Consider the following 26,127-nt stretch of genomic DNA (forward strand, 5'->3'; position numbering starts at 1 on the left):
ATATCTGTTTGCAGCATGCAAACGATTATGCGATCGAAGTGAGGTGTAACAAATGGCAAACGCAAAAATTATCGCTAGCAAAGAACAATTGGTATCCGAAATTTCCGGTAAATTCCGTGATAGCTCTTGTGCGATCGTAACTGACTACCGTGGTCTTAACGTGGCTCAAGTAACTGAACTACGTAAAACACTACGTGAAGCTGGTGTTGAATTCGAAGTTTTGAAAAACACAATGTTGCGTCGTGCGACTGCAAGCACAGAGTTGACTGAACTTGATCAATATCTAGTTGGTCCAACTGCGATTGCATTTAGCAAAGATGATGTTGTTTCTCCAGCTAAAATCTTAACTGATTTCGCTAAGAAAAATGACAAACTTGAAGTTAAAGGTGGCGTAGTTGAAGGTAAAGTTGTTGACTATGCACAAATTAAAGCTTTGGCAGATCTACCATCCAGAGACGGTCTTCTGTCCATGCTACTCAGCGTCCTTCAAGCTCCTGTACGCAACTTCGCCCTTGCGGTTAAAGCTGTATCCGAGAAGCAAGAAGGCGCACAAGCGTAACACTAGGTTTGGATTTACTTTTTTACAAAAAAAAATTATATCGATTTAATCGATCAATAAATGGAGGTATAACCATGAGCAACGAACAAATCTTGGAAGCTATCAAAGGCATGACAATTTTGGAATTGAACGACTTGGTTAAAGCAATCGAAGAAGAATTTGGCGTAACTGCAGCAGCACCTACAGTGGTAGCAGCAGGTGGCGGCGCAGCAGAAGTTGCTGAGCAATCCGAATTCGACGTAATCCTTAACAACGCTGGTGCATCCAAAATCAACGTTATTAAAGTAGTACGCGAAATCACAGGCCTTGGCTTGAAAGAAGCTAAAGATCTTGTTGACAACGCACCAAAAGCTCTTAAAGAAAAAGTGGCTAAAGAAGAAGCAGAAGCTATCAAAGCTAAGCTTGAAGAAGCTGGCGCTTCCGTAGAAGTGAAATAATCATATATTTCATTTTCAAACCTCTTGAGGCGATAGCTTCAAGAGGTTTGCTTTATTTCAAAAGTAATTAATATCTGAAGAAGATTTTCTATAGTGAGATTGAAGGTTTTTGAAATAATGCAAAGGAGGCTGAATATGGCTGAGCACTACTATTCACCTAAGCCAACTGTCGGGCATGATCAACATCAATTAGAAGTTACACTTCGCGGGTATAAATTTAAATTTGTAACAGACGCAGGTGTATTTTCAAAAAAAGGCATTGATTACGGCAGCAAGGTATTAATAGAAGCGATGCAAATAGAAGCAGGTTCCGCAGTGCTTGATGTAGGTTGTGGTTATGGACCAATTGGACTTACTGCTGCTTCGATGTCCCCGGATAATCAGGTGACGATGCTTGATATTAATGAACGTGCAGTTGAACTGTCCAAAGGGAATGCGGATCGAAATGGCGTGAGTAATGTTACGGTATTGCAAAGTGATACATTAGCAGAAGTGCGGGGTCAAAGTTTTGATGTTGTTCTCACTAACCCTCCAATTCGTGCGGGGAAAGAGGTTGTCCATCGGATTTTTGAAGAAGCACATGAGGTTCTGCGATCTGGCGGCTCATTGTGGGTTGTGATTCAGAAAAAACAGGGTGCACCTTCTGCGTTTAGTAAACTGGAGTCTCTTTTCGAGCAGGTAGAAGAAGTGACAAAGGATAAAGGCTACCGTATCATCAAAGCCATAAAATAAACGTTATGAATCAGGTTGTCTATGGAAAAAATATTTGACTTGACTTTTTTATTGTGGTATCATTAAAAAATGTCAGTATTAAGATGCCCATAATTTCGTTACAAACAAAAAAGTCAAGAGTTTTTGAGAAATTCGCGTATATTTTTGAAAATCAAGGTATATTGTTAGATTTTTGGGCAAATCTAACAAAATGAGTAGAAAAATATGGAATTTCCTTGCAGAATCAACGAGAAAAACCTCCATCCATGATTATCACAAGCTAGGGGTGGCCGCTTTATGGCGAACCGACATCTGGCAGGAGTCAATGTGAGAAGTTTTTCTTATTTATTTTTAAAAAGATATTGAGTAGACTCGAGGGGTGATGAAGTTGGCGGGACATCTTGTTCAATTTGGTCGACGTAAACGCAGGACTTATGCTCGAATCAATGAGGTGCTTGGCATTCCGAACCTGATTGAAATCCAGCAGAAATCATATGAATGGTTCTTGGATGAAGGGCTTCGTGAAATGTTTCAGGATATCTCCCCGATTCAAGATTTTACGGGAAATCTCGTATTAGAATTCATTGATTATAATTTAGGGGAGCCTAAATATTCTGTTGATGAATCCAAAGAGCGCGACGTTACTTATGCAGCACCGCTGCGTGTAAAAGTGCGTTTAATTAATAACGAGACGGGCGAAGTGAAGGAACAGGAAGTGTTTATGGGAGATTTCCCTGTTATGACAGAAACGGGAACCTTCATTATAAACGGTGCAGAACGAGTTATCGTCTCCCAACTAGTTCGCTCCCCGAGTGTTTATTATAGCACGAAAGTGGATAAGAACGGTAAAAAAACATACACGGCAACGGTCATTCCGAACCGCGGTGCATGGCTTGAATTGGAGACAGATTCGAAGGATATCATCTACGTTCGTATTGACCGTACACGTAAAATTCCGGTTACGGTATTGCTTCGTGCAATGGGCTTTGGAACAGATGCTGAAATTTTGGATTTGCTCGGTGAAGACGAGTATATCCAGAATACCTTGGATAAAGATAATACGGACTCTACGGAAAAAGCACTTATTGAAATCTATGAGCGCTTGCGTCCAGGTGAGCCGCCTACGATCGATAATGCGCGTTCATTGCTTGTTTCGCGTTTCTTTGATCCGAAGCGTTATGACTTGGCGAATGTAGGTCGTTACAAAATTAACAAAAAGCTTCATATTAAGAACCGCTTATTCAACCAGAAGCTAGCGGAAACTTTGTATGATCCGGATACAGGTGAAATTATTGCAGAGACGGGTCAAACACTTGATCGTCGTCTTTTGGATAAGATTCTTCCGTTCCTGGAAAATGGCGTTGGCATGAAGGCAATTAACGTGCCTAACGGTATTTCTGGAGCTGATGAAATCCCAGTCCAAGCGATTAATGTGTACTCACCAAGCGAAGATGGAAAAGTTGTGAAAGTTATTTCCAACGGTTTCATCGATAAAGCAGTGAAGAACATTACTCCGGCAGATATTATTGCCTCGATTAACTATTTTATGAATTTACTACGTGGAATTGGCAGCACGGACGATATTGACCACTTGGGTAACCGTCGTCTGCGTTCCGTTGGTGAACTTTTACAGAATCAGTTCCGTATTGGTCTATCCCGTATGGAGCGTGTTGTTCGTGAGCGTATGTCCATTCAAGATGCGAATGTGATTACGCCTCAGGCATTGATCAATATTCGTCCAGTTATTGCTTCAATTAAAGAGTTCTTCGGAAGCTCCCAATTGTCGCAGTTTATGGATCAGACGAACCCGCTTGCTGAACTTACGCATAAGCGCCGTTTATCTGCCCTAGGACCCGGTGGTTTGACGCGTGAGCGCGCGGGCTTTGAAGTGCGTGACGTCCATCACTCCCACTATGGTCGTATGTGTCCGATTGAGACACCAGAGGGACCAAACATTGGTTTGATCAACTCCTTGTCCACGTTTGCCCGTATTAATGAGTACGGCTTCATCGAAGCGCCGTATCGCTGGGTTGATCCGAAGACAGGTATTGTAACAGATAAGATTTCTTATTTGACGGCTGATGAAGAGGATAACTATGTTATCGCTCAAGCGAACGCTATTCTTACTGAAGAAGGTAACTTCCAAGAGGATCAAGTTATCGTTCGTTTCAAAGATGATATCTTGACATTGCCAATCGAACGTGTCGATTACATGGACGTTTCGCCTAAGCAGGTTGTTTCCGTGGCAACGGCGCTCATTCCGTTCTTAGAGAACGATGACTCTAACCGTGCGCTCATGGGATCGAACATGCAGCGGCAAGCTGTTCCACTTCTGATCCCTAAAGCACCGCTTGTAGGTACAGGAATGGAGCACAAAGCTGCGAAAGACTCCGGTGTATGTATCGTCTCGAAGCATGATGGTGTGATTGAGCGAGTTTCTGGTAACGAGATCTGGCTTCGTCGTCATGAAGCAATTGACGGTAAGCTAGTGAAGGGCGATCTTGTGAAACATAAGATTCACAAGTTTATGCGTTCTAACCAAGGAACTTGCATCAACCAACGTCCGATTTGCAAATTAGGTGACGTTGTTCGTAAGGGTGACATTCTAGCTGATGGACCTTCAACAGAACAAGGTGAATTGGCACTAGGTCGTAACGTAGTTGTTGCGTTTATGACTTGGGAAGGTTACAACTATGAGGATGCGATCCTACTAAGCGAGAAACTAGTTAAAGAAGACGTTTATACGTCTATTCATATTGAAGAATACGAGTCTGAAGCTCGTGATACGAAGCTCGGACCTGAAGAGATCACACGCGACATTCCGAATGTCGGTGAAGATGCTCTGAAAAACCTTGACGAACGCGGCATTATCCGTGTAGGTGCGGAAATTAACGCGGGAGACATTCTAGTTGGTAAAGTAACCCCTAAGGGTGTAACGGAACTAACTGCTGAAGAGCGCTTGTTACATGCAATTTTCGGTGAAAAAGCGCGCGAGGTTCGTGACACATCCCTACGTGTACCTCATGGTACCGACGGTATCGTTGTTGACGTTAAAGTATTTACCCGTGAGAACGGCGATGAGCTGCCTCCTGGTGTGAATCAACTCGTTCGTGTGTATATCGCTCAGAAACGTAAGATTTCTGAAGGGGATAAGATGGCGGGTCGTCACGGTAATAAGGGTGTTATTGCCCGTATTTTACCGGAAGAAGATATGCCGTTCCTACCTGACGGAACACCTGTCCAAGTCGTGCTAAACCCACTAGGGGTACCATCACGGATGAACATCGGTCAAGTACTCGAAGTTCACATCGGTATGGCTGCTAAAGCGCTTGGTATTCATGTTGCAACACCAGTATTTGATGGTGCGCATGAGTATGACGTGTTTGACACGATGGAAGAAGCAGGTATGCAGCGTAATGGTAAAACTCGTTTGTATGATGGTCGTACAGGAGATCCATTTGAGCGCGAAGTAACAGTTGGCGTCATGTACATGATCAAACTGGCGCACATGGTTGATGATAAAATCCATGCTCGTTCCACTGGACCTTACTCACTCGTTACGCAACAACCACTCGGTGGTAAAGCGCAATTCGGTGGTCAGCGTTTTGGTGAGATGGAGGTTTGGGCACTTGAGGCGTACGGTGCAGCTTATACGTTGCAAGAGATCTTGACTGTGAAGTCCGATGATGTTGTCGGCCGCGTGAAGACGTACGAATCAATCGTCAAAGGTGAGAATGTTCCAGAACCAGGTGTTCCTGAATCATTCAAAGTATTGATCAAAGAGCTTCAAAGCTTAGGTATGGATGTTAAGATTCTTTCTGGAGATCAAAAAGAGATCGAAATGAAAGAAAGCGATGATGAAGATGATGCAGCGAATGACAAGCTCAACTTGAACATCGAAGGCTCCGAAATGGGAGAAGAGTAAGTTCAAATAGAAGTTATTGCTAAGGGGACTACCACTAGGTAGTTTCCTTGGCGTAATTTCCAACATTCGTTGTATTAGCATAATAGATGATTGTTTGTAGGTTCGTTACATGTTTTGAAAAAGAGTCAGCATATCTGTAAGGAGGGTTGCTCCTTGTTGGACGTTAACAACTTCGAGTTCATGAAAATCGGCTTAGCTTCGCCTGACAAAATTCGTTCCTGGTCCCGCGGTGAAGTCAAAAAGCCGGAGACGATTAACTACAGAACCTTGAAGCCTGAAAAAGAAGGCTTATTCTGTGAGAAAATCTTTGGGCCGACTAAAGATTGGGAATGTCATTGCGGTAAGTACAAGCGTGTTCGTTATAAAGGTGTAGTCTGTGACCGTTGCGGTGTAGAAGTAACGCGTCAAAAAGTACGTCGTGAACGTATGGGACACATTGAATTAGCAGCACCCGTATCACACATTTGGTATTTCAAGGGGATTCCATCCCGTATGGGTCTTGCTCTTGATATGTCTCCACGTTCTTTGGAAGAAGTAATCTACTTCGCTTCCTACGTGGTAACAGATCCAGGTGATACACCGCTTGAGAAGAAACAACTGCTTTCCGAGAAAGAATATCGTTCTTATCGTGAAAAGTACGGATATGCGTTCCACGCTGGTATGGGTGCAGAAGCTGTAAAGAAACTTTTACAGGACATCGATATCGATAAAGAAGTGGATTCGCTAAAAGAAGAACTGAAGACTGCACAAGGCCAACGTCGTAATCGTGCGATTAAGCGTCTTGAAGTCATGGAAGCTTTCCGTAACTCCAAGAACCACCCAGATTGGATGGTACTTGATGTGTTGCCGGTTATTCCACCAGAACTTCGTCCGATGGTTCAATTGGATGGTGGACGTTTTGCGACTTCCGACCTTAACGATTTGTACCGTCGTGTTATTAACCGTAACAACCGTCTTAAGCGTCTACTTGATCTAGGTGCTCCAGACATTATCGTTCAAAATGAGAAGCGTATGTTGCAAGAAGCAGTAGATGCTCTTATCGATAATGGCCGTCGTGGCCGTCCTGTTACGGGTCCTGGTAACCGTCCGCTTAAATCTTTAAGCCACATGCTTAAAGGTAAGCAAGGTCGTTTCCGTCAAAACTTGCTCGGTAAACGTGTTGACTACTCGGGTCGTTCCGTTATCGTAGTAGGTCCAAGTTTGAAAATGTACCAGTGCGGTCTGCCTAAAGAAATGGCACTTGAACTATTCAAGCCTTTCGTTATGAAAGAGCTTGTGAATAAAGGTTTGGCTCATAACATCAAGAGTGCGAAGCGCAAAGTTGAACGCGTGTCTCCAGATGTATGGGATGTACTAGAAGAAGTAATTCGCGAACATCCGGTATTATTGAACCGTGCACCAACGCTTCACAGACTTGGTATTCAAGCATTTGAACCGATTCTAGTTGAAGGTCGCGCGATCAAATTGCATCCGCTTGTTTGTACGGCTTATAACGCTGACTTTGACGGTGACCAAATGGCGGTTCACGTTCCGCTTTCCGCTGAAGCTCAAGCTGAAGCACGTGTGCTTATGCTTGCTTCCGGTAACATTTTGAACCCGAAAGACGGTAAGCCAGTTGTTACTCCGTCTCAGGATATGGTTCTAGGATCATTCTACCTGACTACGGATAACATTCATGCTCGTGGTGGTTGTATCATCGTTCGTACTGTACATGAAGCAGTATCTGCTTACCAAAGCGGTAATGCTGAATTGCATGCTCGTGTTGCAATCCCGGTTAAAGCTCTGAATAAGCAAAGCTTTACAAGTGCGCAGCAAGAAGCAATGTTAGTGACGACGATTGGTAAAATCATCTTCAACGAGATTTTCCCAACAGACTTCCCATTCATTAATGAAGCAACGAGAGCCAACTTGTTAAATGGTGCATCGGATAACTACTTCATTTTTGGTAAAGGTGAAGATGTTCGTAAACAATTACGTGAACTTCCAGAAACAAAAGCCGTTGGTAAAGACTATTTAGGTTCAATCATTGGCGAATGCTTCCGTAAGTATCACACTACCCAAACGTCAATGATTTTGGATAAAATCAAAGAGCTTGGTTTCACTTATTCCACAAAAGCCGGTATTACGGTTGCTGTAGCGGACGTTATCGTACCACCTGAAAAGGATCAGATTCTTGCAGATTCCGATGAGAAGGTTCGTACAGTTACAATGCAGTATCGTCGCGGTTTGATCACAGATGATGAGCGTTATGACCGTGTCATTGCGATTTGGAGTCGTGCAAAAGACGAAATCACGGATATCCTGATGAAGTCTCTTGATAAGTACAACTCCATCAACATGATGGTTGAGTCCAAAGCGCGTGGTAATAAATCACAGATTACACAGCTAGGCGGTATGCGTGGTTTGATGGCGAATCCGTCCGGTAAAATTATCGAGTTGCCGATTAAATCGAACTTCCGTGAAGGTCTGACAGTACTCGAGTACTTTATTTCAACGCATGGTGCACGTAAAGGTTTGGCCGATACAGCACTACGGACAGCTGACTCAGGTTACCTGACTCGTCGTCTAGTTGACGTTGCACAGGACGTTATCGTTCGTGACGAAGACTGCGGTACAGATAAAGGCTTCACAGTAAGTAAGATTCAAGATGGTAAAGAAGTGATCGAAGACCTGTTCGACCGGATCGAAGGACGTTACTCTTTTGCAACGATTCGTCATCCACAAACAGGTGATGTCATTGTTGCGCGTAATCAGCTGATTGAAGCTGACGAAGCGAATGCAATTATTGACGCTGGAATTGAAAAATTACAGATTCGTTCCGTTCTTTCCTGTCGTTCCAAACATGGCGTCTGCAAAAAGTGCTATGGCCGTAACTTGGCTACAGGACAGCATGTAGAGATCGGGGAGGCAGTTGGTATTATTGCTGCTCAATCCATTGGTGAGCCAGGGACACAACTTACAATGCGTACGTTCCATACAGGGGGCGTTGCGGGAGACGATATTACACAAGGTTTGCCTCGTATTCAGGAGCTTTTCGAAGCTCGTAATCCGAAAGGTCAAGCGCTTATTACTGAAATGGACGGTATTGTTAAAGATATTCGTGAAGCTAAAGATCGTCGTGAAATTGAAGTTCAAGGCGAAGCAGAATCTCGCGTATATTCCGTTCCTTACGGTTCTCGTATTCGTGTCTCCGTAAATCAGCAAATCGAAGCAGGGGATGAACTGACAGACGGTTCTATCGATCCTAAAGAAATGTTGCGCATTAAAGGTATCCGCGGCGTGCAAAACTACATTTTGCAAGAGGTACAACGCGTTTACCGTAACCAAGGGGTAGAAATTAACGATAAGCACGTCGAAGTAATGATCCGTCAAATGTTACGTAAAATCCGCATCATTGATGCAGGTGATACAACACTATTGCCGGGTGCATTCGTCGACATTCATGAATATGAAGATGCGAATAAAATCGCCCTTATGGCAGGTACAGAACCTGCGGTTGCGAAGCCAATCCTACTCGGGATTACGAAGGCTTCACTTGAAACGGACTCCTTCTTGTCAGCAGCATCCTTCCAAGAGACAACTCGTGTCTTGACTGATGCAGCGATTAAAGGTAAAGTTGACCAACTTCTTGGACTTAAAGAGAACGTTATTATTGGTAAGTTAATTCCAGCTGGTACGGGTATGCCTCGTTACCGTAATGTTAGAATTACGACACCATATGACGAAATTGAGTCTGCAGATGTGGAAAAAGAAACCGTAGCTGTTGAGTAAAACTTAAGCAATACGTTGATATAACGAATCAATTTCAGGATGTTAAAGCGTTGTGGAATTGATTCAGAACAAGAGAATAGGTGCCTGTCTCAGGTTGAGATAAAATAAATCTTACCGGAGGCAGGCAATTTTCTTGACATGCACTGGATGAGGTGCTAATATATCAAAGTGTGCCTAGGAAATATGGATACAATGCATTACTTTGGAGGATATGACACATGTCTTACGAAAAAGTGAAGCAGGCTGAAAAGCTGAGTATTGGCACAAAGCAAGCTACAAGAAGTGTTGAACTTGGCAAGGCTAAAGCAGTTTTCATTGCCAAAGATACGGACTTGCGGTTGCTCAATAAGATTACAGCACTTTGTCAAAGAATGGACGTAGAGATTACTTATGTAGACTCTATGAAATTACTAGGTAAAGCTTGTGGAATCGATGTTGGCGCTGCGATGGTAGCGATTGTAAATGAGTAGAACAGACCGTTTTTGCTGGAGGAGAATTGTGCGAAGCGCTAAATTCCTCAGGTAAAAACTTTCTCTTTGCCCAATTGCGATTCGCCTGGATCTGTGGGCTTGCAAAAATAGCATTGAGTAGGGTTTATTATTAGAGAGGAGGTGGCGACATGCCAACAATTAACCAATTGGTACGTAAAGGCCGTCAAGCGAAAGTGGTTAAATCCAAGTCTCCAGCTTTGCAAAAAGGTTTCAACGCATTGAAGAGAGAAGCAACGGATTTGAGCGCTCCGCAAAAACGTGGCGTATGTACTCGTGTAGGCACAATGACACCGAAAAAGCCGAACTCGGCTCTTCGTAAATATGCGCGTGTACGTTTGACTAACCGTGTAGAGGTAACTGCTTATATTCCAGGTATCGGACACAACTTGCAAGAGCATAGTGTGGTGTTGATCCGTGGAGGAAGAGTAAAAGACCTTCCAGGGGTTCGTTATCATATCGTTCGTGGTGCACTTGATACTTCAGGTGTTAACAATCGTATGCAAGCTCGTTCCAAATACGGAACTAAGCGTCCTAAAGTTAAAAAATAATAACCTAATGATGATGAGTCATTTGGGATTAATCTTTTGAGAAAGGGGGATTACTATGCCTCGTAAAGGTCCTGTTACAAAAAGAGATGTATTGCCAGATCCGATTTATAGCAGCAAATTGGTTACTCGTCTAATCAACCGCATCATGATTGACGGTAAAAGAGGAGTAGCACAATCCATTTTATATAACGCTTTTAACATCGTGAAAGACCGTACTGGTAAAGACCCGATGGAAGTGTTTGAGACAGCAATCAAGAACATCATGCCAGTTCTTGAAGTTAAAGCTCGTCGTGTAGGTGGAGCTAACTATCAAGTTCCAATCGAAGTTAAACCAGAGCGTCGTACGACACTTGGTCTTCGTTGGTTGGTTAACTACTCTCGTCTTCGTGGTGAGAAAACGATGGAAGAAAGACTAGCTTTCGAGATTATCGATGCTAGCAACAGCACAGGTTCTTCCGTTAAGAAACGTGAAGATACACACAAAATGGCGGAAGCAAATAAAGCATTTGCTCACTACCGTTGGTAGGATAAAATTCGCAATATAGTTAGGAGACGATTTAATGACTAGAGAGTTCTCCTTAAAAGATACGCGTAATATCGGGATCATGGCGCATATTGATGCTGGTAAAACGACTACTACAGAGCGTATCTTGTTCTTCACAGGCCGTACTCACAAAATCGGTGAGGTGCACGAAGGTGCAGCTACAATGGACTGGATGGAACAAGAGCAGGAGCGCGGAATCACAATTACTTCCGCTGCTACTACCGCTGCTTGGAAGGGTCACCGCATCAATATCATCGATACCCCGGGACACGTTGACTTCACTGTTGAAGTTGAACGTTCCCTTCGCGTATTGGATGGAGCAGTTGGTGTATTTAGTGCAAAAGAAGGCGTAGAGCCACAGTCTGAAACTGTATGGAGACAGGCTGACAAATATGGTGTTCCTCGTGTTGCTTATGTTAACAAAATGGACATCATTGGTGCGGATTACTTAAACGTAATCGAATCCATGCGTCTTAAATTGGGTGCTAACGCAGTAGCGATTCAGCTTCCAATCGGCGCAGAAAGTGACTTCGCAGGTATTATTGACATCGTTGAAGAGCGTGCTCACATGTTCAGAGACGACAAAGGTCTTAATATCGAAGTTACTGACATTCCTGAAGAATTCAAGGAAAAAGTTGCTGAACTTCGTGTAGAGCTTATCGAGAAAGTGGCTGAGCTTGATGAAGAATTGACAATGAAGTACCTTGAAGGTGAAGAAATTACAACTGCTGAAATCAAAGCAGCGCTTCGTAAAGGCGTATGTGAAGTGAAAATCTTCCCTGTTATCTGTGGTTCCTCTTACCGTAATAAAGGGGTTCAATTGATGATGGATGCTGTTGTTGATTACTTACCAGCTCCAATTGACGTTCCAGACATCAAGGGTACTCTTGATGATGGTACTGAGACTGTACGTAAATCTTCTGACGAAGAGCCGTTTGCTGCTCTTGCATTTAAGATTGCTACGGATCCTTTCGTTGGTAAACTCACGTTCTTCCGTGTGTATTCCGGCGTATTGCAATCCGGTTCTTATGTAATCAATGCAACTAAAGGCAAGCGTGAGCGTATCGGTCGTATCCTTCAAATGCATGCGAACAGCCGTCAAGAAATCTCCGAAGTTTACTCCGGTGATATTGCAGCTGCAGTAGGTTTGAAAGATACAGGTACAGGCGACACACTTTGCGACGAGAAACATCCGGTAATCTTGGAGTCCATGAACTTCCCTGATCCGGTTATCGACCTTGCAGTTGAGCCAAAAACAAAAGCTGACCAAGACAAAATGGGTATTGCGCTTTCCAAATTGACGGAAGAAGATCCGACATTAAGAGCGCGTACTGATGAAGAGACTGGTCAAACTATCCTTTCGGGTATGGGTGAGCTTCACCTTGAGATTATCGTAGACCGTATGCGTCGTGAGTTCAAAGTTGAGACTAACGTGGGTAAACCACAAGTTGCATACCGCGAAACATTCCGTGCAGCTGCGAAAGTTGAAGGTAAGTTCGTTCGTCAATCCGGTGGCCGTGGTCAATACGGACATTGTTGGGTTGAGTTTGAACCACTTGAAGCTGGTACTGGCTTTGTGTTTGAAAGCAAAATCGTCGGTGGTGCGATTCCTCGTGAATACATCGCTCCGATCCAAGCTGGTATTGAAGAATCCATGAAGAACGGTGTTATTGCCGGCTTCCCATTGGTTGACGTTAAAGCAACTGTCGTAGACGGTTCTTACCATGATGTCGATTCCAATGAGATGGCGTTTAAGATCGCTGGTTCCATGGCTCTTAAAGCAGCTAAAGACAAGTGTAAACCTGCACTTCTTGAGCCAATCATGAAGGTAGAAGTTACAGTTCCAGAAGAGTACATGGGTGACGCAATGGGTATGCTTAACTCCCGTCGTGGACGTGTTGAAGGGATGGATTCCCGTCACGGAGCACAGTTCATTCGTGGTAAAGTGCCATTGTCCGAAATGTTCGGATTCTCCACTGTTCTTCGTTCTGGTACACAAGGTCGCGGTACTTATTCTATGGAACTTTCTCACTATGAAGAAGTGCCTAAGAATATCGCTGACGAAATTATCGCGAAGCACAAAGGCGAATAATTGCAAATCTAAGCGGATCGACATATCTGTGGTTCAATCCAATTGGATATTTCGATCTGCTTAAATAATATATTATTTTTTAATCTAAGGAGGCTATGTTTGAAATGGCTAAGTCAAAATTCGAACGTAATAAACCGCATGTTAACATCGGTACAATTGGTCACGTTGACCATGGTAAAACAACTTTAACTGCTGCAATCACAACTGTTCTTTCCACAAGATACGGTGGTGCTGCTGTAGCATTTGACCAAATCGACAAAGCTCCAGAAGAGCGCGAACGTGGTATCACGATCTCCACAGCTCACGTTGAGTATGAGACTCCTAACCGTCACTACGCTCACGTTGACTGCCCTGGTCACGCTGACTACGTTAAGAACATGATTACTGGTGCTGCTCAAATGGACGGCGCGATCTTGGTTGTATCCGCAGCTGACGGTCCTATGCCACAAACTCGTGAGCACATCTTGTTGTCCAAACAAGTAGGCGTACCTTACATCGTAGTATTCATGAACAAATGCGACATGGTTGAAGATGATGAGCTTCTTGAGCTTGTTGAAATGGAAATCCGTGATTTGCTTAGCGAATACGAATTCCCAGGCGACGACACTCCAATCATCCGTGGTTCTGCGCGTGAAGCGTTGCAAAACCCTGCAGGTGAGTGGGCTGACAAAATCATCGAATTGTTCGAGCAAGTGGATACTTACATCCCATTGCCTGAGCGTCAAACTGACAAGCCTTTCCTTATGCCTGTTGAGGACGTATTCTCCATCACTGGCCGTGGTACAGTTGCAACTGGCCGTGTAGAGCGTGGTACTGTTAAAGTACAAGACGAAGTTGAAATCGTTGGTATCGCTGAAGAAACTCGCAAATGCGTAGTTACAGGCGTTGAGATGTTCCGTAAACTTCTTGATTCCGCTCAAGCTGGTGACAACATCGGAGCATTGCTTCGTGGTGTAGACCGTAACGACATCGAGCGTGGTCAAGTATTGGCTAAAGTTGGTTCCGTTAAGCCACACACTAACTTTTCCGCTCAAGTATACGTATTGACTAAAGAAGAGGGTGGCCGTCACAAGCCTTTCTTCACTGGTTACCGTCCACAGTTCTACTTCCGTACAACTGACGTTACAGGTATCATCAACTTGCCAGAAGGCACTGAGATGGTAATGCCTGGTGATAACATCACTGTAACAGTAGAATTGATCAACCCAATCGCTATCGAAGAAGGTACTCGTTTCGCTATTCGCGAAGGCGGACGTACTGTTGGTGCGGGCGCGGTTGCTACAATCTCCAAATAATTTACCATTTAAGATTGCTTAAATGCGTATATAGGAAATCCATTATCCTTTAGGATAGTGGATTTCTTTTTTTGTTTTTTGTAGTGAAATTTTAGAACATTGGACATAATTGAACAGAAAATAAAGCAGGCAATACATAAATTAAATAAATCATAGTAAAATAGTAGGATTTAGTATTGCGCTTTTAGAGTTATTTGTTATACTAGTTCCTATCTATTAAAAAAGACATAATCCGGGAGGTTTCGACATGAGCAGAAAATGGCTAAGATTGGCAACAACAGCAACACTCATGTTAGTGATGATTATTGCGACTGCTTGCGGTAGCAAAGGAGAAAATCAAGCAACACCAAGTACAGGAGGAGAAGCTGGTACAGCAAAAGCAGGCGGTAGTATTGTCATTGCTGTTCAGGATGATCCAAAAGCGATAAATCCGTTATATGCATCAGATCGTGTAACACTGACGATTGATCAAACGTTATTTGCTCCATTCTTTAATATTAATGATGGTAAGAAATCCTTTGTACTTGCGGAGAGCCTGACTCCTTCAGAGGATCATTTGAAATATACAATGAAGCTTCGCAGTGGTTTGACATGGCATGATGGTCAGAAGCTGACAGCAGATGATGTAGTGTTTACTTTTAAGAGCATTCTTGATGAGAAGCAGCATAGCTTCTTGCGCAGCTTATTTGTCCTAGATGGCAAGCCAATTGAAGTGACGAAAGTGGATGAGCTAACTGTTGAATTCAAGTTGCCTCAAGTCACTGCGGCATTTGAAGGAGCACTTGTACAAGTGTCACCGATTCCGAAACACATTTTTGAAGGAGAAACAGATTTAGAAAAGTCTACGAAGAATGCTACGCCAGTTGGTTCTGGTACTTATAAATTTAAAGAATATCGCCCAGGTGAATATGTAACGTTAGAACGTTTTGATAACTATTTTGGTGGAAAAGGAAATCTCGACACGATCACATATCGTGTAGCGAAAGATGCGAATGCATCGAACCTTGCTTTGCAAAATGGCGAAATTCAAATGAAAATGATCGACACACAAGACTTTAAGAAATTAAATGACTCTGGCAAATTTGAGATGCTGACATATCCTGAAGGCCGTCTTTCTTACATGGTATATAACTTCAATATAGATGTCCTGAAGAAGAAAGAGGTTCGTCTAGCGATCGCTTATGCTTTAGATAAAAATGAATTGATTAAAGCAGCATATTCGTCTAGCGATTTCGCAGAACCTGCTCCATCGGTTTTGACGCCAGACACACTTTATCATTCTAAAGATGTACCGACTTATGATTATAATTTAGACAAAGCAAAAGAGCTGCTTAATAAAGCAGGCGTTTCTGGATTGAAACTTAAACTTGCTTATGCTAACTCGAATAAAGCTCAGGCAAGTATGGCATTATTTGCACAGCAAAAGTTAAAAGAAATTGGAATCGAACTACAGTTAATGCCAATGGATATTACGGCATATGGCAATAAAACATTAGATAAGAACAATAAAGATTTTGATCTATTCTTCAATGGCTACATCATGGGCTCTGAACCTGATTCATACAAGTCCTTGTTTATGAGTGACGCTGAATACAATTATTCACACTATGTAAATAAGGATTTAGATGCTTTGTGGATAAAAGCGGCAGTGGAAGTTGATGATGCGAAAAGAGCTGATTTGTACAAGCAAATTCAACATACATTGGCAGATGAATTACCAGTATTACCAATTGCCTATACAAAAGCGATCGTAGCTGTAGATAAGAAGTATGGCGGATTGCAAGAAGCTACTCCTAAGCCAGTCGTTATGTTTGAGAACTTAGCTAAAATTTTCTTGAAGTAAGAATAGAAGTCACTGAAAATAAGCTGTTCGACACAGCTTATTTTCTCATTTCAAGCGTTAGTCAGAGATATCTATACTGCTTCAGGAGGAGAGCTATTTGAGTAAATTCATTTTACGCCGCGTGCTGCAGGCGGTACCCCTTTTGCTTTTTATTTCTATCGTATCGTTCTTATTGATCAAGCTCGCTCCTGGTGATCCAGTAAGTTCGTTTGTTACACCGAATATGAATCCAGCTGATGTAGAGCGTATTCGAATTAGTCTTGGACTTGATCAACCGATGTATGTTCAATATTTAATTTGGTTAAAGAATATTTTGACGGGTGATTTCGGATATTCACTTATCAATCATCGTCCTGTGTTGACACTCATTCTTGAACGTATTCCAGCAACAATTGGGCTCATGGGATCAGCACTTTTAGTCTCATTAATTCTCGCCGTTCCACTAGGGCTTTTATCAGGTTTAAAAAAGAATAGTGTACTCGATAAGTTTTTAAGCTTAGTTTCGTACATTGGGATTTCAATCCCGAGCTTCTGGTTTGCGATTATGATGATTTATATATTTTCCGTCACATTACATTGGTTGCCTAGCATGGGGATGCGAACAATTGGTGTAGACTCAGTTTGGGATATTGTAAAACATGGCATTATGCCATGTATCGTTCTGAGCTTAATGAATGTATCGGTCTATATGCGATACATTCGATCAAATACGATTAGTCAGTTGGAAGAGGATTATGTACAAGTGCAATATGCATATGGTTCAACAAAATCGAGAGTACTTGTACGACATGTATTGAAAAATGTATTGTTACCGATCATTACGATTTTAGGTTTATCTATCCCAGAATTAATTGCAGGTGCTTTTATTACAGAAACCGTCTTCTCATGGCCAGGTATGGGTTCACTTGGTATCACATCTGTTTTTGGGCTTGATTATCCGGTCATTATGGGGATTACGATGCTCTCGTCATTGCTGCTCATTATCGGTAACATGGTTGCTGATATACTTTACGGAGTAGTTGATCCGAGAATTAAGACGATGAGGTGAACGAGATGAATCAACTGAAATGGCGCTTTTTAAAAGCGCAGCTTATCGAGCAAAAAGCTGGTTTCGCTGCACTCATCGTGCTTGCCGTTTTTGGACTTGCTTCTATATTTGCTTTTCTAGCTCCTCATGATCCGAATGCGATTGCAATAAGTGATCGATTACTTCCACCTAGTGCAGAACATTGGTTTGGAACGGATGATTATGGACGTGATTACTTTGCCAGAGCATTATATGGGGGCCGGGTATCCCTGAGTGTTGGATTTTTAGCGATGGCAATTGCACTAATTGTAGGGACAGCAGTCGGTACGATAAGTGGATACTTTGGTGGATGGCTAGACAACGTATGTATGCGTACGGTTGATATATTTATGTCGATCCCTTCTTTCTTCATTATGTTGATCTTGAATGCATATTTAAAACCAGGTATATCAACAATTGTTATCATTATTGGACTATTAAGTTGGATGAATATAGCTCGGATTGTTCGTGCAGAGACGTTATCCGTTAAAGAAAGAGAATACGTTCTGTATGCGAAAGGATCCGGTCAAAGTAAGTTTAGAATCATTACAAGGCACATCATTCCGAGTGTGATGCCCACAATCATTGTTGCAGCAACCATTAATATCGCGAATGCGATCTTGATGGAATCCTCGCTTAGTTTTCTAGGGTTAGGTATTCAACAACCTAATTCCTCATGGGGAAGTATGCTGAATAGCGCACAAAGCTTAATTGGTGAATCACCATACTTGGCGTTGTTCCCAGGGCTATTTATTCTCCTTACAGTACTAAGTTTTAACTTCTTAGGTGATGTATTCCGAGCGGCTTTTGAGCCGAGAGTGAACAAACGATAAATCATGATACAAAAATGAAATGTAGAGTGTCATGCAAAGGAGTGAAGCAGTATGGCAGAACTATTGACGGTTCATAACTTAAAAACGTCGTTCTTTACACGCGGAGGAGAAGTGAAGTCCGTCCGAGGTGTCAGCTTCACAATTGGTGAAGGAGAAATGGTAGGCATTGTTGGAGAATCGGGCAGTGGTAAAAGTATCACAGCCAAATCGATTCTTCGATTGATAGCACCTCCAGGTGAAATTGTGGAGGGTGAAGTATCTTTTCGCGGAGAGAATTTAAGGGAAATGTCTGATGAGAAGATGCGCAGCATTCGTGGTAACCAGATTGCAATGATTTTTCAGGATCCAATGACTTCCCTTAACCCTGTTATTCGGATCGGAAATCAGCTAGTGGAAGTGATTCGCAGGCACAAGAAAGTGGATAAAAAGACCGCGCGTACAGAAGCAATTGAGCTCCTTCGCCAAGTTGGAATTCCATCAGCAGAGAAGCGAATTGATCAATATCCACATGAGTTCAGCGGCGGGATGAGGCAGCGTGTGATGATTGCAATGGCTTTGTCCTGTAAGCCAGAGCTTTTAATCGCGGACGAACCTACAACTGCGCTGGATGTAACCATACAAGCTCAAATCCTTGAATTGATGAAAGATCTTCGAGATTCTACCGGAACATCAATTCTTCTTATTACACATGATTTAGGTGTTGTTGCTCAAGTATGCACACGGGTAATCGTGATGTATGGGGGCTTGATTATGGAAGAAGGAGCTGTAATTGATATTTTTGAATCGCCTCAGCATCCTTATACTCAAGGCTTAATGCGTTCACTTCCACAACCGTCAGAAGGTATGAGGGAGCGTCTAGTCCCAATTGAAGGCACGCCGCCTAATCTACTGGATCCGCCTTCTGGGTGCCCCTTTAAAGAACGGTGCCCACATGCGATGGAGCTTTGCAATCATCGACCGCCTTATTTTGAGACAGGTGATGGGCATAAATCCATGTGCTGGCTGTTGGACTCACAAGTGCAGGCTGGAGGCGCAGATGAGCTTAATAAGAAACTGACACGTGAAGCAAGTGTGAAGGAGGGACGTGGGCTATGAACACACCTCAAGAACCGAGAGTAAGTCGTAAGCAAGATGTACTCGTTGATGTCAAACACTTAAAGAAACACTATCCAATAGAAAAATCATTGTTTGGACGTACAACGAAAGTGTTAAAAGCCGTAGATGATGTTAGTTTCCAAATTGTTCGTGGTGAAACGTTCGGTTTAGTTGGAGAATCTGGTTGTGGGAAATCAACAACTGGACGATCCATCATTCGTCTGCACGAGGTTACATCGGGAGAAATATTATATGATGGCAACGATCTTGCCCATATGTCAGAAAGAGAACTACTGCCTTTTCGCAAGCGTATGCAGGCTATTTTCCAGGATCCTTATTCGTCCTTAAACCCGGGAATGACTGTCATGCAGTTAATTAGTGAGCCTCTTGAAATTCATGGTTATAGTAATCGAGCAGAGCGTAAAGAAATTGTGCTTCAATTATTATCTAAAGTTGGGTTAAAATCAGAGCATGCGGAGAGGTTTCCTCATGAGTTTAGTGGTGGGCAGCGGCAGCGGATTAGTATTGCTAGATCCCTTGCTGCAAAGCCGGAATTTGTACTCTGTGATGAGCCGATCTCAGCACTTGATGTTTCTGTACAGGCACAGGTCATTAATATGCTTGAAGATTTACAGGGTGAACTAGGTCTTACGTATTTATTTATTGCTCACGATTTATCGATGGTTCGTCACATTTCCAACCGTATCGGTGTCATGTATTTGGGGAAACTCGTTGAAATTGCTCCAAGTGATGAATTGTATACGCACCCTGGTCATCCTTATACGAAGGCATTGCTGTCCGCTATTCCAATACCGAATCCCAGATTGGTTACATCTAGACGGAATCTACTGCAGGGCGATCTGGCAAGTCCATTAGAAGAGACCACGGGATGTAAATTTCGTTCTAGATGTCCTTTTGCTGTTGGACGCTGTGCAGAAGTTGAACCAGAGATGAGAGAAGTATCGCCAGGCCATTTTGTCGCATGTCATTTGAATGATTAGGATAATGGAGAGGGGAAATTAAAATGGCGCAACAAATTCGATTGTCCCAGAACACAGCAATTTTATTAGAGCATGCAAGAAAGTTTATCTCAGATGAAGTGCTATTAACAAGCGTGGCGACAGGAGACGTATCTGAGCTTGCTGCGGCTGAAACTGACCATTACAGCTATGAAGATTTTGTTACCTATGCAGCAGATCATAATGAAGATTTGGATCTAGCTATTCGTAATGGTTATCGCATGACTTTTAACACTTTCCGTGGTCTTCAGGTATGGCTAAGAGCGAAGTTTGGTATACAAGAAGGAACCGACTTCAAGGCGTCAGAAGGGCACTTATCGGGCTTCAAATTAAGTGTTGAAGATGCACAATTGCTCGAAGCTAGATTAGCGCCTAACTGGGTAATGAATCGTAATGAAATTGAAGGTACATTGGATCTAGTAGTAAGAGGCTTGAACTCTACGAATTAATATTAGAAGGTGCTCTATCCCGTAACTGGTAGGGCACCTTTTTGCTTATTATTATGTTTGTCTTATTTTTTCTTCTATAATACATGTTGAGAATGGTTCAGGCCGGTTCGATCATAAATGCACTTTTAAAATACGATTTAAAAAGAATTATGTAGAATGAATAATGGTAAATAGTTATATGAATTATTTTTGCTTGCATTAAGCGGAAATATTATATATAATAGACAGCGTTGGTCTGAGACGTTGCGATGACGTGAGAGGTTGCTGACACACCCGGCCCCTTTGCCATGGGAAAGGATGTCAGGGGATTTTCACTGAGTATGTCCGATACGAAATTGGGCGATAGAAGGAGGGACTTATAAATGGCAAAGCAAAAAATCCGTATCCGTTTGAAGGCGTATGATCACCGTGTAATCGATCAGTCCGCTGAGAAGATTGTGGAAACTGCGAAGCGTTCTGGTGCTGGTGTATCCGGTCCGATTCCACTTCCTACTGAGAAACAAATCATTACGATTCTTCGTGCGGTACACAAGTACAAGGATTCTCGCGAGCAGTTCGAAATGCGCACACACAAGCGCTTGATCGACATCGTGAACCCAACGCCGCAAACTGTTGATGCGTTGATGAGATTGGATCTGCCGTCCGGTGTGGACATTGAAATCAAATTGTAATTCTTAGCTATATAAGCAAAAAAGAAACGAGGTGTCAACGATGACAAAAGGTATCTTAGGTAAAAAACTTGGAATGACTCAAGTGTTTACACCAGAAGGTCTAGTGATTCCAGTAACTGTGATCCAAGCGGGTCCTTGTGTGGTTCTTCAAAAGAAGGACATCGAGAACGACGGTTACGAATCCATCCAGATCGGTTATGGTGAGAAGAAAGAAAAAAATGCAGTTAAACCGGAAATCGGTCATGCGAAAAAAGCCGGCGCAACTCCTAAGCGCTACGTAAAAGAAATCCGCGGCGTTCAAATGGGTGACTATGAAGTTGGCCAAGAACTGAAAGCTGATCTCTTCACAGAAGGTGAATTCGTTGACGTAACTGGAACTTCCAAAGGTAAAGGGTTCCAAGGTGTTATCAAACGCCACAATCAATCAACAGGTCCAATGGCTCACGGTTCCCGTTACCACAGAGGACCAGGTTCCATGGGTTCCATTCAAGCTAACCGCGTACCAAAAGGTAAGAAATTGCCAGGTCACATGGGTAGCGAAACAGTAACATTGCAAAATCTTCAAGTTATTAAAGTAGACGCAGAACGTAACGTTTTGTTGGTAAAAGGATCGATTCCTGGCCCTAAAAACTGCTACGTAACTGTGAAGTCTGCAGTTAAAAAGTAAGAAAGGAGGAATTACGATGCCAAAAGTAGCTTTATATAATGTAACTGGAGCACAAGTTGGAGAAGTGGAATTGAACGATTCCGTATTCGGAATTGAGCCTCATATCCACGTTCTACATGAAGCTGTTCTTATGCAGCAAGCATCTTTGCGCTCAGGAACACACAAAACTAAAGGCCGTTCTGAAGTACGCGGTGGCGGACGCAAGCCGTGGAAACAAAAAGGAACTGGTCGTGCACGTCAAGGTAGCATTCGCGCACCTCAATGGAAAGGTGGCGGTACGGTTTTCGGACCAACACCACGCAGCTACGCTTACAAATTGCCTAAGAAAGTTCGTCGTCTAGCAATCCGTTCTGCATTGTCTTCCAAAGTGATCGATAACGAATTGATCGTACTTGATTCATTGCAATTGAACGCACCTAAGACGAAAGAATTCGCAGCAATCTTAAACAATCTTAAAGTAGAACGCAAAGCACTAGTTGTTGCAGCGAGCTTCGATGAGAATGTGGCATTATCCACTCGTAACATCCCTGGAGTGAAATTTGTAGTTGCTGATGGAATTAACGTTCTTGATGTAATGACATATGACAAATTGATCATCACTAAGGATGCGGTACAGAAGGTAGAGGAGGTGCTTGCTCAATGAAAAATCCACGCGATATCATTAAGCGCCCCATCATTACCGAACGCACAAGTGAAATGATGGCGGATAAAAAGTACACTTTTGAAGTAGAAATGAAATCCAATAAAACTGAGATCAAACAAGCAATTGAAGCGATCTTCGGTGTTAAGGTAGCTAGTGTAAATACGCTTAGAATGCCTGCTAAACCTAAACGTTATGGCAAACATTCTGGTTACACTTCCGAGTGGAAAAAAGCGTTCGTTAAGCTTACTGCTGAAAGCAAAGACTTGGAAATTTTCCAAGGTTAAGATTAATTTTTTGAAGTAAGGAGGGAATCAAGGTGCCAATTAAAAAGTATAAACCAACTTCACCGGCACGACGTGGTATGTCCGTCTCCACTTTTGAGGAGATCACAACGTCAACACCGGAAAAGTCATTGTTAGCTCCACTAAGCAAAACTGCTGGACGTAACAACCAAGGTAAAATTACGACTCGTCACCATGGTGGTGGACACAAGCGTAAATACCGTATTATCGATTTCAAACGTAACAAGGATGGAATACCAGGTCGCGTTGCTACAATCGAATACGATCCAAACCGTACAGCGAACATTGCATTGATTCACTATGCGGATGGTGAGAAAAGATATATTCTTGCTCCTAAAGGTTTGAAAGTTGGCGATGTGATTCAATCAGGTATCGGTTCCGATATCAAAATTGGTAACGCACTTGCGCTAGAAAACATTCCTGTAGGTACAGTTATCCACAATATCGAGTTGAAACCAGGTGCTGGCGGTCAAATGGTTCGTGCAGCAGGTACTGAAGCTCAATTGTTGGGTAAAGAAGAAAAATACGTAACGATTCGTCTTTCCTCTGGTGAAGTTCGTAAAGTCTTAAAAGTTTGCCGCGCTACTATCGGTTCCGTAGGTAACGAAGACCACGAATTGATCAAGATCGGTAAAGCTGGACGTAACCGCTGGTTAGGCAAGCGCCCTGAAGTTCGTGGGGTAGTAATGAACCCTAACGATCACCCACACGGTGGTGGTGAAGGCCGCGCTCCAATCGGACGTAAATCTCCAATGTCTCCATGGGGTAAACCAACTCTTGGATTCAAAACTCGTAAAAAAGGCAAAGCTTCTGACAAGTACATCGTTCGTCGTCGTACGAAGTAAGTTTTGCAGTGATAGAAATATCCAGATGCAGAGAAGGGAGGAGTATCAATGGGACGCAGCTTAAAAAAAGGACCTTTTATTGACTCTTACATGCTGAAGAAAGTTGAAGAAATGGATGCAACTGGCAAGAAGACTGTCATTAAAACTTGGTCTCGCCGTTCTACTATTTTCCCACAATTCGTTGGACATACTTTCGGCGTATACGATGGAAGAAAACACGTGCCTGTGTATGTAACTGAGGACATGGTAGGTCACAAGCTAGGTGAATTCTCACCAACTCGTACTTACAAAGGTCACGATGACGATAAGAAAACAGGTAAGCGCTAATTGATTTTTTGTTAAGAGAGGAGGTACTACCATGCAAGCAAAAGCTGCTGCGAATTTCGTTCGGATTGCTCCTCGTAAAGCTCAACTCGTTGTTGACTTGATCAGAGGGAAGGCTGTAGGTGACGCGATTGCAATTCTTCGTCACACACCTAAGTCTGCTTCTCCGATTGTAGAGAAAGTCGTGAATTCTGCTATCGCAAATGCAGAGCATAACTTCTCCATGGATCCTAACAACTTAGTGATCAGTGAGATTTACGTAAATCAAGGACCGACTCTGAAACGCTTCCGCGCTCGTGCGATGGGACGTGCAAGTCGCATTAATAAGCGCACAAGCCACATTACTGTTGTGGTATCTGAAAAATAAGGAGGGATAACGTGTGGGTCAAAAAGTAAACCCAGTAGGACTTAGAATAGGTATTATTCGTGATTGGGAATCCAAATGGTTCGCTGAGAAGGATTTCGGTAAACTTCTTATTGAAGACGTGAAAATTCGCGAATACTTGAAGAACAAACTGAAAGACTCTGCAGTTTCCCATTTTGATATTGAACGTGCGGCTAACCGCGTAAACGTGACAATTCATACTGCCAAGCCAGGTATGGTAATTGGTAAGGGTGGAGCAGAAGTTGAAGTGATCCGTACTCATCTTGCAGCATTGACTGGCAAGAAAGTCCACATCAACATTGCAGAAATTAAACATGCTGATCTTGATGCTATCCTAGTTGCTGAGAGTATTGCTCAACAATTGGAGCGTCGTGTATCTTTCCGTCGTGCAATGAAACAAGCGATGCAAAGAACAATGAGATCAGGTGCAAAAGGTATTAAAGTTGCGACTAGCGGCCGTCTTGGCGGAGCTGAAATCGCTCGTAGTGAAGGATATAGCGAAGGAACGGTTCCACTTCATACACTTCGTGCGGATATCGATTATGGTACTGCTGAAGCACACACGACTTATGGTCTAATTGGTGTGAAAGTATGGATCTATCGTGGAGAGGTTCTTCCGACTGCTAAGAAGAGAGTTCAATCGGAAGGAGGCAACTAATCATGTTAGTACCTAAACGTGTAAAACACCGTAAAGAACACCGCGGTAGCATGAAAGGTCGCGCTAAAGGCGGCACGGAAGTGTCCTTTGGCGAATACGGCTTGCAGGCGCTTGAGCCGGCTTGGGTAACCAACCGTCAAATCGAAGCAGCTCGTATTGCGATGACACGTTACATCAAACGTGGCGGTAAAGTATGGATCAAAATTTTCCCTTCTAAACCAGTTACTCAAAAACCTCTAGAAGTTCGTATGGGTAGCGGTAAAGGTAACGTTGAGAAGTGGGTTTGCGTGGTTAAGCCAGGTAAAGTAATGTTTGAACTTGCTGGCGTTAGCGAAGAAATTGCTCGCGAAGCGATGCGTTTGGCAATGCATAAGTTGCCAATCAAATGTAAGTTCGTGAAGAGAGAAGAAGTGGGTGGTGAAGTAAATGAAGGCTAGTGAGTTCCGCAACCTTACCACTGCAGAGATTGAACAAAAAATCACCGGATTTAAAGAAGAGCTCTTTAACCTCCGTTTTCAACTAGCTACCGGTCAACTGGAGAACCCAGTACAAATTCGTGAATTGCGTAAAGAGATCGCACGTGCGAAGACCATTTTGCGTGAGAGAGAATTGGGTATTGGTTAAGAAATCTTAAGAAGAGGAGGTTTCTCAAAATGACTGAAAAGCGTAATGAACGTAAAGTTCAGCTTGGCAAAGTTGTCAGCGACAAAATGGAAAAAACCATCGTTGTAGCTGTTGAAACTTACAAGAAGCATGATCTCTATCACAAGAGAATCAAATATACTAAGAAATTCAAAGCGCATGATGAAAACAACGAAGCTAAAATTGGCGATGTTGTAAAAATCATGGAAACTCGTCCACTTTCTAAGGATAAAACTTGGAGACTGGTTGAGATTGTTGAAAAAGCGGTTATTATATAAAGTAGAAGACCTGAAACCCGAGAGGAGGGAATAC

General features: G+C 42.9%; 27 protein-coding genes. All 27 read left to right on the plus strand.

Annotated elements, in window-relative coordinates:
- Positions 1-52: 52 nt before the first annotated feature.
- Complete coding sequence (gene rplJ / locus ACSBOP_RS01225; protein ID WP_442602711.1) at positions 53-559, plus strand: 50S ribosomal protein L10; 507 nt, start codon at positions 53-55, stop codon at positions 557-559.
- 74 nt (positions 560-633) lie between these two features.
- Complete coding sequence (rplL, locus tag ACSBOP_RS01230) at positions 634-996, plus strand: 50S ribosomal protein L7/L12 (RefSeq protein WP_442602712.1); 363 nt, start codon at positions 634-636, stop codon at positions 994-996.
- 135 nt (positions 997-1,131) lie between these two features.
- On the plus strand, positions 1,132-1,728 hold the full coding sequence (locus ACSBOP_RS01235; RefSeq protein WP_442602713.1) for a class I SAM-dependent methyltransferase: 597 nt from the start codon (positions 1,132-1,134) through the stop codon (positions 1,726-1,728).
- A 361-nt stretch (positions 1,729-2,089) separates the two neighbouring features.
- Entirely contained in the window at positions 2,090-5,632 is a 3,543-nt protein-coding gene (gene rpoB / locus ACSBOP_RS01240) for a DNA-directed RNA polymerase subunit beta (RefSeq protein WP_442602714.1), read from the plus strand.
- A 153-nt stretch (positions 5,633-5,785) separates the two neighbouring features.
- The gene (rpoC, locus tag ACSBOP_RS01245) at positions 5,786-9,403 is read left to right on the plus strand and encodes a DNA-directed RNA polymerase subunit beta' (RefSeq protein WP_442602715.1); all 3,618 of its coding nucleotides are present in this window, start codon (positions 5,786-5,788) and stop codon (positions 9,401-9,403) included.
- A 218-nt stretch (positions 9,404-9,621) separates the two neighbouring features.
- On the plus strand, positions 9,622-9,873 hold the full coding sequence (locus ACSBOP_RS01250; RefSeq protein ID WP_442602716.1) for a ribosomal L7Ae/L30e/S12e/Gadd45 family protein: 252 nt from the start codon (positions 9,622-9,624) through the stop codon (positions 9,871-9,873).
- A gap of 149 nt (positions 9,874-10,022) precedes the next feature.
- Positions 10,023-10,442, plus strand: a complete 420-nt coding sequence (gene rpsL, locus ACSBOP_RS01255) for a 30S ribosomal protein S12 (protein ID WP_442602717.1) — start codon at positions 10,023-10,025, stop codon at positions 10,440-10,442.
- 55 nt (positions 10,443-10,497) lie between these two features.
- Positions 10,498-10,968: a 30S ribosomal protein S7 gene (gene rpsG / locus ACSBOP_RS01260; RefSeq protein WP_258209974.1), complete on the plus strand. Its 471-nt coding sequence runs from the start codon at positions 10,498-10,500 to the stop codon at positions 10,966-10,968.
- A gap of 34 nt (positions 10,969-11,002) precedes the next feature.
- Complete coding sequence (fusA, locus tag ACSBOP_RS01265) at positions 11,003-13,078, plus strand: elongation factor G (RefSeq protein WP_442602718.1); 2,076 nt, start codon at positions 11,003-11,005, stop codon at positions 13,076-13,078.
- Positions 13,079-13,182: 104 nt separating this feature from the next.
- On the plus strand, positions 13,183-14,373 hold the full coding sequence (gene tuf / locus ACSBOP_RS01270) for an elongation factor Tu (RefSeq protein ID WP_442602719.1): 1,191 nt from the start codon (positions 13,183-13,185) through the stop codon (positions 14,371-14,373).
- Positions 14,374-14,620: 247 nt separating this feature from the next.
- A complete protein-coding gene (locus ACSBOP_RS01275) occupies positions 14,621-16,216 on the plus strand; it encodes an ABC transporter substrate-binding protein (protein WP_442602720.1) in 1,596 nt (531 codons plus the stop codon).
- 97 nt (positions 16,217-16,313) lie between these two features.
- Positions 16,314-17,264 (plus strand): ABC transporter permease, encoded by a 951-nt coding sequence (locus ACSBOP_RS01280; protein WP_442602721.1) that lies wholly within the window; start codon positions 16,314-16,316, stop codon positions 17,262-17,264.
- Positions 17,265-17,269: 5 nt separating this feature from the next.
- Positions 17,270-18,115 (plus strand): ABC transporter permease, encoded by an 846-nt coding sequence (locus ACSBOP_RS01285; protein WP_442602722.1) that lies wholly within the window; start codon positions 17,270-17,272, stop codon positions 18,113-18,115.
- Positions 18,116-18,166: 51 nt separating this feature from the next.
- Entirely contained in the window at positions 18,167-19,210 is a 1,044-nt protein-coding gene (locus ACSBOP_RS01290; protein ID WP_442602723.1) for an ABC transporter ATP-binding protein, read from the plus strand.
- Entirely contained in the window at positions 19,207-20,211 is a 1,005-nt protein-coding gene (locus ACSBOP_RS01295; RefSeq protein ID WP_442602724.1) for an ABC transporter ATP-binding protein, read from the plus strand. The genes ACSBOP_RS01290 and ACSBOP_RS01295 overlap by 4 nt, the downstream gene beginning before the upstream one ends.
- Positions 20,212-20,234: 23 nt before the next feature.
- A complete protein-coding gene (locus ACSBOP_RS01300) occupies positions 20,235-20,678 on the plus strand; it encodes a hypothetical protein (RefSeq protein WP_442602725.1) in 444 nt (147 codons plus the stop codon).
- A 362-nt stretch (positions 20,679-21,040) separates the two neighbouring features.
- Positions 21,041-21,349: a 30S ribosomal protein S10 gene (gene rpsJ / locus ACSBOP_RS01305; protein WP_023482171.1), complete on the plus strand. Its 309-nt coding sequence runs from the start codon at positions 21,041-21,043 to the stop codon at positions 21,347-21,349.
- 40 nt (positions 21,350-21,389) lie between these two features.
- Positions 21,390-22,016: a 50S ribosomal protein L3 gene (gene rplC, locus ACSBOP_RS01310; RefSeq protein WP_442602726.1), complete on the plus strand. Its 627-nt coding sequence runs from the start codon at positions 21,390-21,392 to the stop codon at positions 22,014-22,016.
- Between the two features lie 16 nt (positions 22,017-22,032).
- Positions 22,033-22,659, plus strand: a complete 627-nt coding sequence (gene rplD, locus ACSBOP_RS01315) for a 50S ribosomal protein L4 (protein ID WP_442602727.1) — start codon at positions 22,033-22,035, stop codon at positions 22,657-22,659.
- Entirely contained in the window at positions 22,656-22,943 is a 288-nt protein-coding gene (rplW, locus tag ACSBOP_RS01320) for a 50S ribosomal protein L23 (protein ID WP_258209967.1), read from the plus strand. Before rplD ends, rplW begins: the two co-directional genes overlap by 4 nt.
- 32 nt (positions 22,944-22,975) lie before the next feature.
- On the plus strand, positions 22,976-23,806 hold the full coding sequence (gene rplB, locus ACSBOP_RS01325; protein ID WP_442602728.1) for a 50S ribosomal protein L2: 831 nt from the start codon (positions 22,976-22,978) through the stop codon (positions 23,804-23,806).
- A gap of 48 nt (positions 23,807-23,854) precedes the next feature.
- Entirely contained in the window at positions 23,855-24,133 is a 279-nt protein-coding gene (gene rpsS, locus ACSBOP_RS01330) for a 30S ribosomal protein S19 (RefSeq protein ID WP_442602729.1), read from the plus strand.
- 31 nt (positions 24,134-24,164) lie between these two features.
- Positions 24,165-24,497, plus strand: coding sequence for a 50S ribosomal protein L22 (gene rplV / locus ACSBOP_RS01335; RefSeq protein ID WP_442602730.1), 333 nt, complete (start codon positions 24,165-24,167; stop codon positions 24,495-24,497).
- A 13-nt stretch (positions 24,498-24,510) separates the two neighbouring features.
- A complete protein-coding gene (gene rpsC, locus ACSBOP_RS01340; protein ID WP_442602731.1) occupies positions 24,511-25,173 on the plus strand; it encodes a 30S ribosomal protein S3 in 663 nt (220 codons plus the stop codon).
- Between the two features lie 2 nt (positions 25,174-25,175).
- Positions 25,176-25,610, plus strand: a complete 435-nt coding sequence (gene rplP, locus ACSBOP_RS01345; RefSeq protein WP_442602732.1) for a 50S ribosomal protein L16 — start codon at positions 25,176-25,178, stop codon at positions 25,608-25,610.
- Complete coding sequence (rpmC, locus tag ACSBOP_RS01350; protein ID WP_442602733.1) at positions 25,600-25,797, plus strand: 50S ribosomal protein L29; 198 nt, start codon at positions 25,600-25,602, stop codon at positions 25,795-25,797. The genes rplP and rpmC overlap by 11 nt, the downstream gene beginning before the upstream one ends.
- Positions 25,798-25,826: 29 nt before the next feature.
- Positions 25,827-26,093: a 30S ribosomal protein S17 gene (gene rpsQ, locus ACSBOP_RS01355; RefSeq protein ID WP_442602734.1), complete on the plus strand. Its 267-nt coding sequence runs from the start codon at positions 25,827-25,829 to the stop codon at positions 26,091-26,093.
- Positions 26,094-26,127: the final 34 nt, after the last annotated feature.

This window comes from Paenibacillus sp. KN14-4R (assembly GCF_052180255.1).
Taxonomy (GTDB): Bacteria; Bacillota; Bacilli; order Paenibacillales; family NBRC-103111; genus Paenibacillus_AM.

What these genes read in the sequence shown, in the direction of transcription:
- rplJ (WP_442602711.1), top strand. Translation starts at nt 53, where the DNA reads ATGGCAAACGCAAAAATTATCGCTAGCAAAGAACAATTGGTATCCGAA.
- rplL (WP_442602712.1), top strand. Translation starts at nt 634, where the DNA reads ATGAGCAACGAACAAATCTTGGAAGCTATCAAAGGCATGACAATTTTG.
- ACSBOP_RS01235 (WP_442602713.1), top strand. Translation starts at nt 1,132, where the DNA reads ATGGCTGAGCACTACTATTCACCTAAGCCAACTGTCGGGCATGATCAA.
- rpoB (WP_442602714.1), top strand. Translation starts at nt 2,090, where the DNA reads ATGAAGTTGGCGGGACATCTTGTTCAATTTGGTCGACGTAAACGCAGG.
- ACSBOP_RS01250 (WP_442602716.1), top strand. Translation starts at nt 9,622, where the DNA reads ATGTCTTACGAAAAAGTGAAGCAGGCTGAAAAGCTGAGTATTGGCACA.
- rpsL (WP_442602717.1), top strand. Translation starts at nt 10,023, where the DNA reads ATGCCAACAATTAACCAATTGGTACGTAAAGGCCGTCAAGCGAAAGTG.
- rpsG (WP_258209974.1), top strand. Translation starts at nt 10,498, where the DNA reads ATGCCTCGTAAAGGTCCTGTTACAAAAAGAGATGTATTGCCAGATCCG.
- fusA (WP_442602718.1), top strand. Translation starts at nt 11,003, where the DNA reads ATGACTAGAGAGTTCTCCTTAAAAGATACGCGTAATATCGGGATCATG.
- tuf (WP_442602719.1), top strand. Translation starts at nt 13,183, where the DNA reads ATGGCTAAGTCAAAATTCGAACGTAATAAACCGCATGTTAACATCGGT.
- ACSBOP_RS01275 (WP_442602720.1), top strand. Translation starts at nt 14,621, where the DNA reads ATGAGCAGAAAATGGCTAAGATTGGCAACAACAGCAACACTCATGTTA.
- ACSBOP_RS01285 (WP_442602722.1), top strand. Translation starts at nt 17,270, where the DNA reads ATGAATCAACTGAAATGGCGCTTTTTAAAAGCGCAGCTTATCGAGCAA.
- ACSBOP_RS01290 (WP_442602723.1), top strand. Translation starts at nt 18,167, where the DNA reads ATGGCAGAACTATTGACGGTTCATAACTTAAAAACGTCGTTCTTTACA.
- ACSBOP_RS01295 (WP_442602724.1), top strand. Translation starts at nt 19,207, where the DNA reads ATGAACACACCTCAAGAACCGAGAGTAAGTCGTAAGCAAGATGTACTC.
- ACSBOP_RS01300 (WP_442602725.1), top strand. Translation starts at nt 20,235, where the DNA reads ATGGCGCAACAAATTCGATTGTCCCAGAACACAGCAATTTTATTAGAG.
- rpsJ (WP_023482171.1), top strand. Translation starts at nt 21,041, where the DNA reads ATGGCAAAGCAAAAAATCCGTATCCGTTTGAAGGCGTATGATCACCGT.
- rplC (WP_442602726.1), top strand. Translation starts at nt 21,390, where the DNA reads ATGACAAAAGGTATCTTAGGTAAAAAACTTGGAATGACTCAAGTGTTT.
- rplD (WP_442602727.1), top strand. Translation starts at nt 22,033, where the DNA reads ATGCCAAAAGTAGCTTTATATAATGTAACTGGAGCACAAGTTGGAGAA.
- rplW (WP_258209967.1), top strand. Translation starts at nt 22,656, where the DNA reads ATGAAAAATCCACGCGATATCATTAAGCGCCCCATCATTACCGAACGC.
- rpsS (WP_442602729.1), top strand. Translation starts at nt 23,855, where the DNA reads ATGGGACGCAGCTTAAAAAAAGGACCTTTTATTGACTCTTACATGCTG.
- rplV (WP_442602730.1), top strand. Translation starts at nt 24,165, where the DNA reads ATGCAAGCAAAAGCTGCTGCGAATTTCGTTCGGATTGCTCCTCGTAAA.
- rplP (WP_442602732.1), top strand. Translation starts at nt 25,176, where the DNA reads ATGTTAGTACCTAAACGTGTAAAACACCGTAAAGAACACCGCGGTAGC.
- rpmC (WP_442602733.1), top strand. Translation starts at nt 25,600, where the DNA reads ATGAAGGCTAGTGAGTTCCGCAACCTTACCACTGCAGAGATTGAACAA.
- rpsQ (WP_442602734.1), top strand. Translation starts at nt 25,827, where the DNA reads ATGACTGAAAAGCGTAATGAACGTAAAGTTCAGCTTGGCAAAGTTGTC.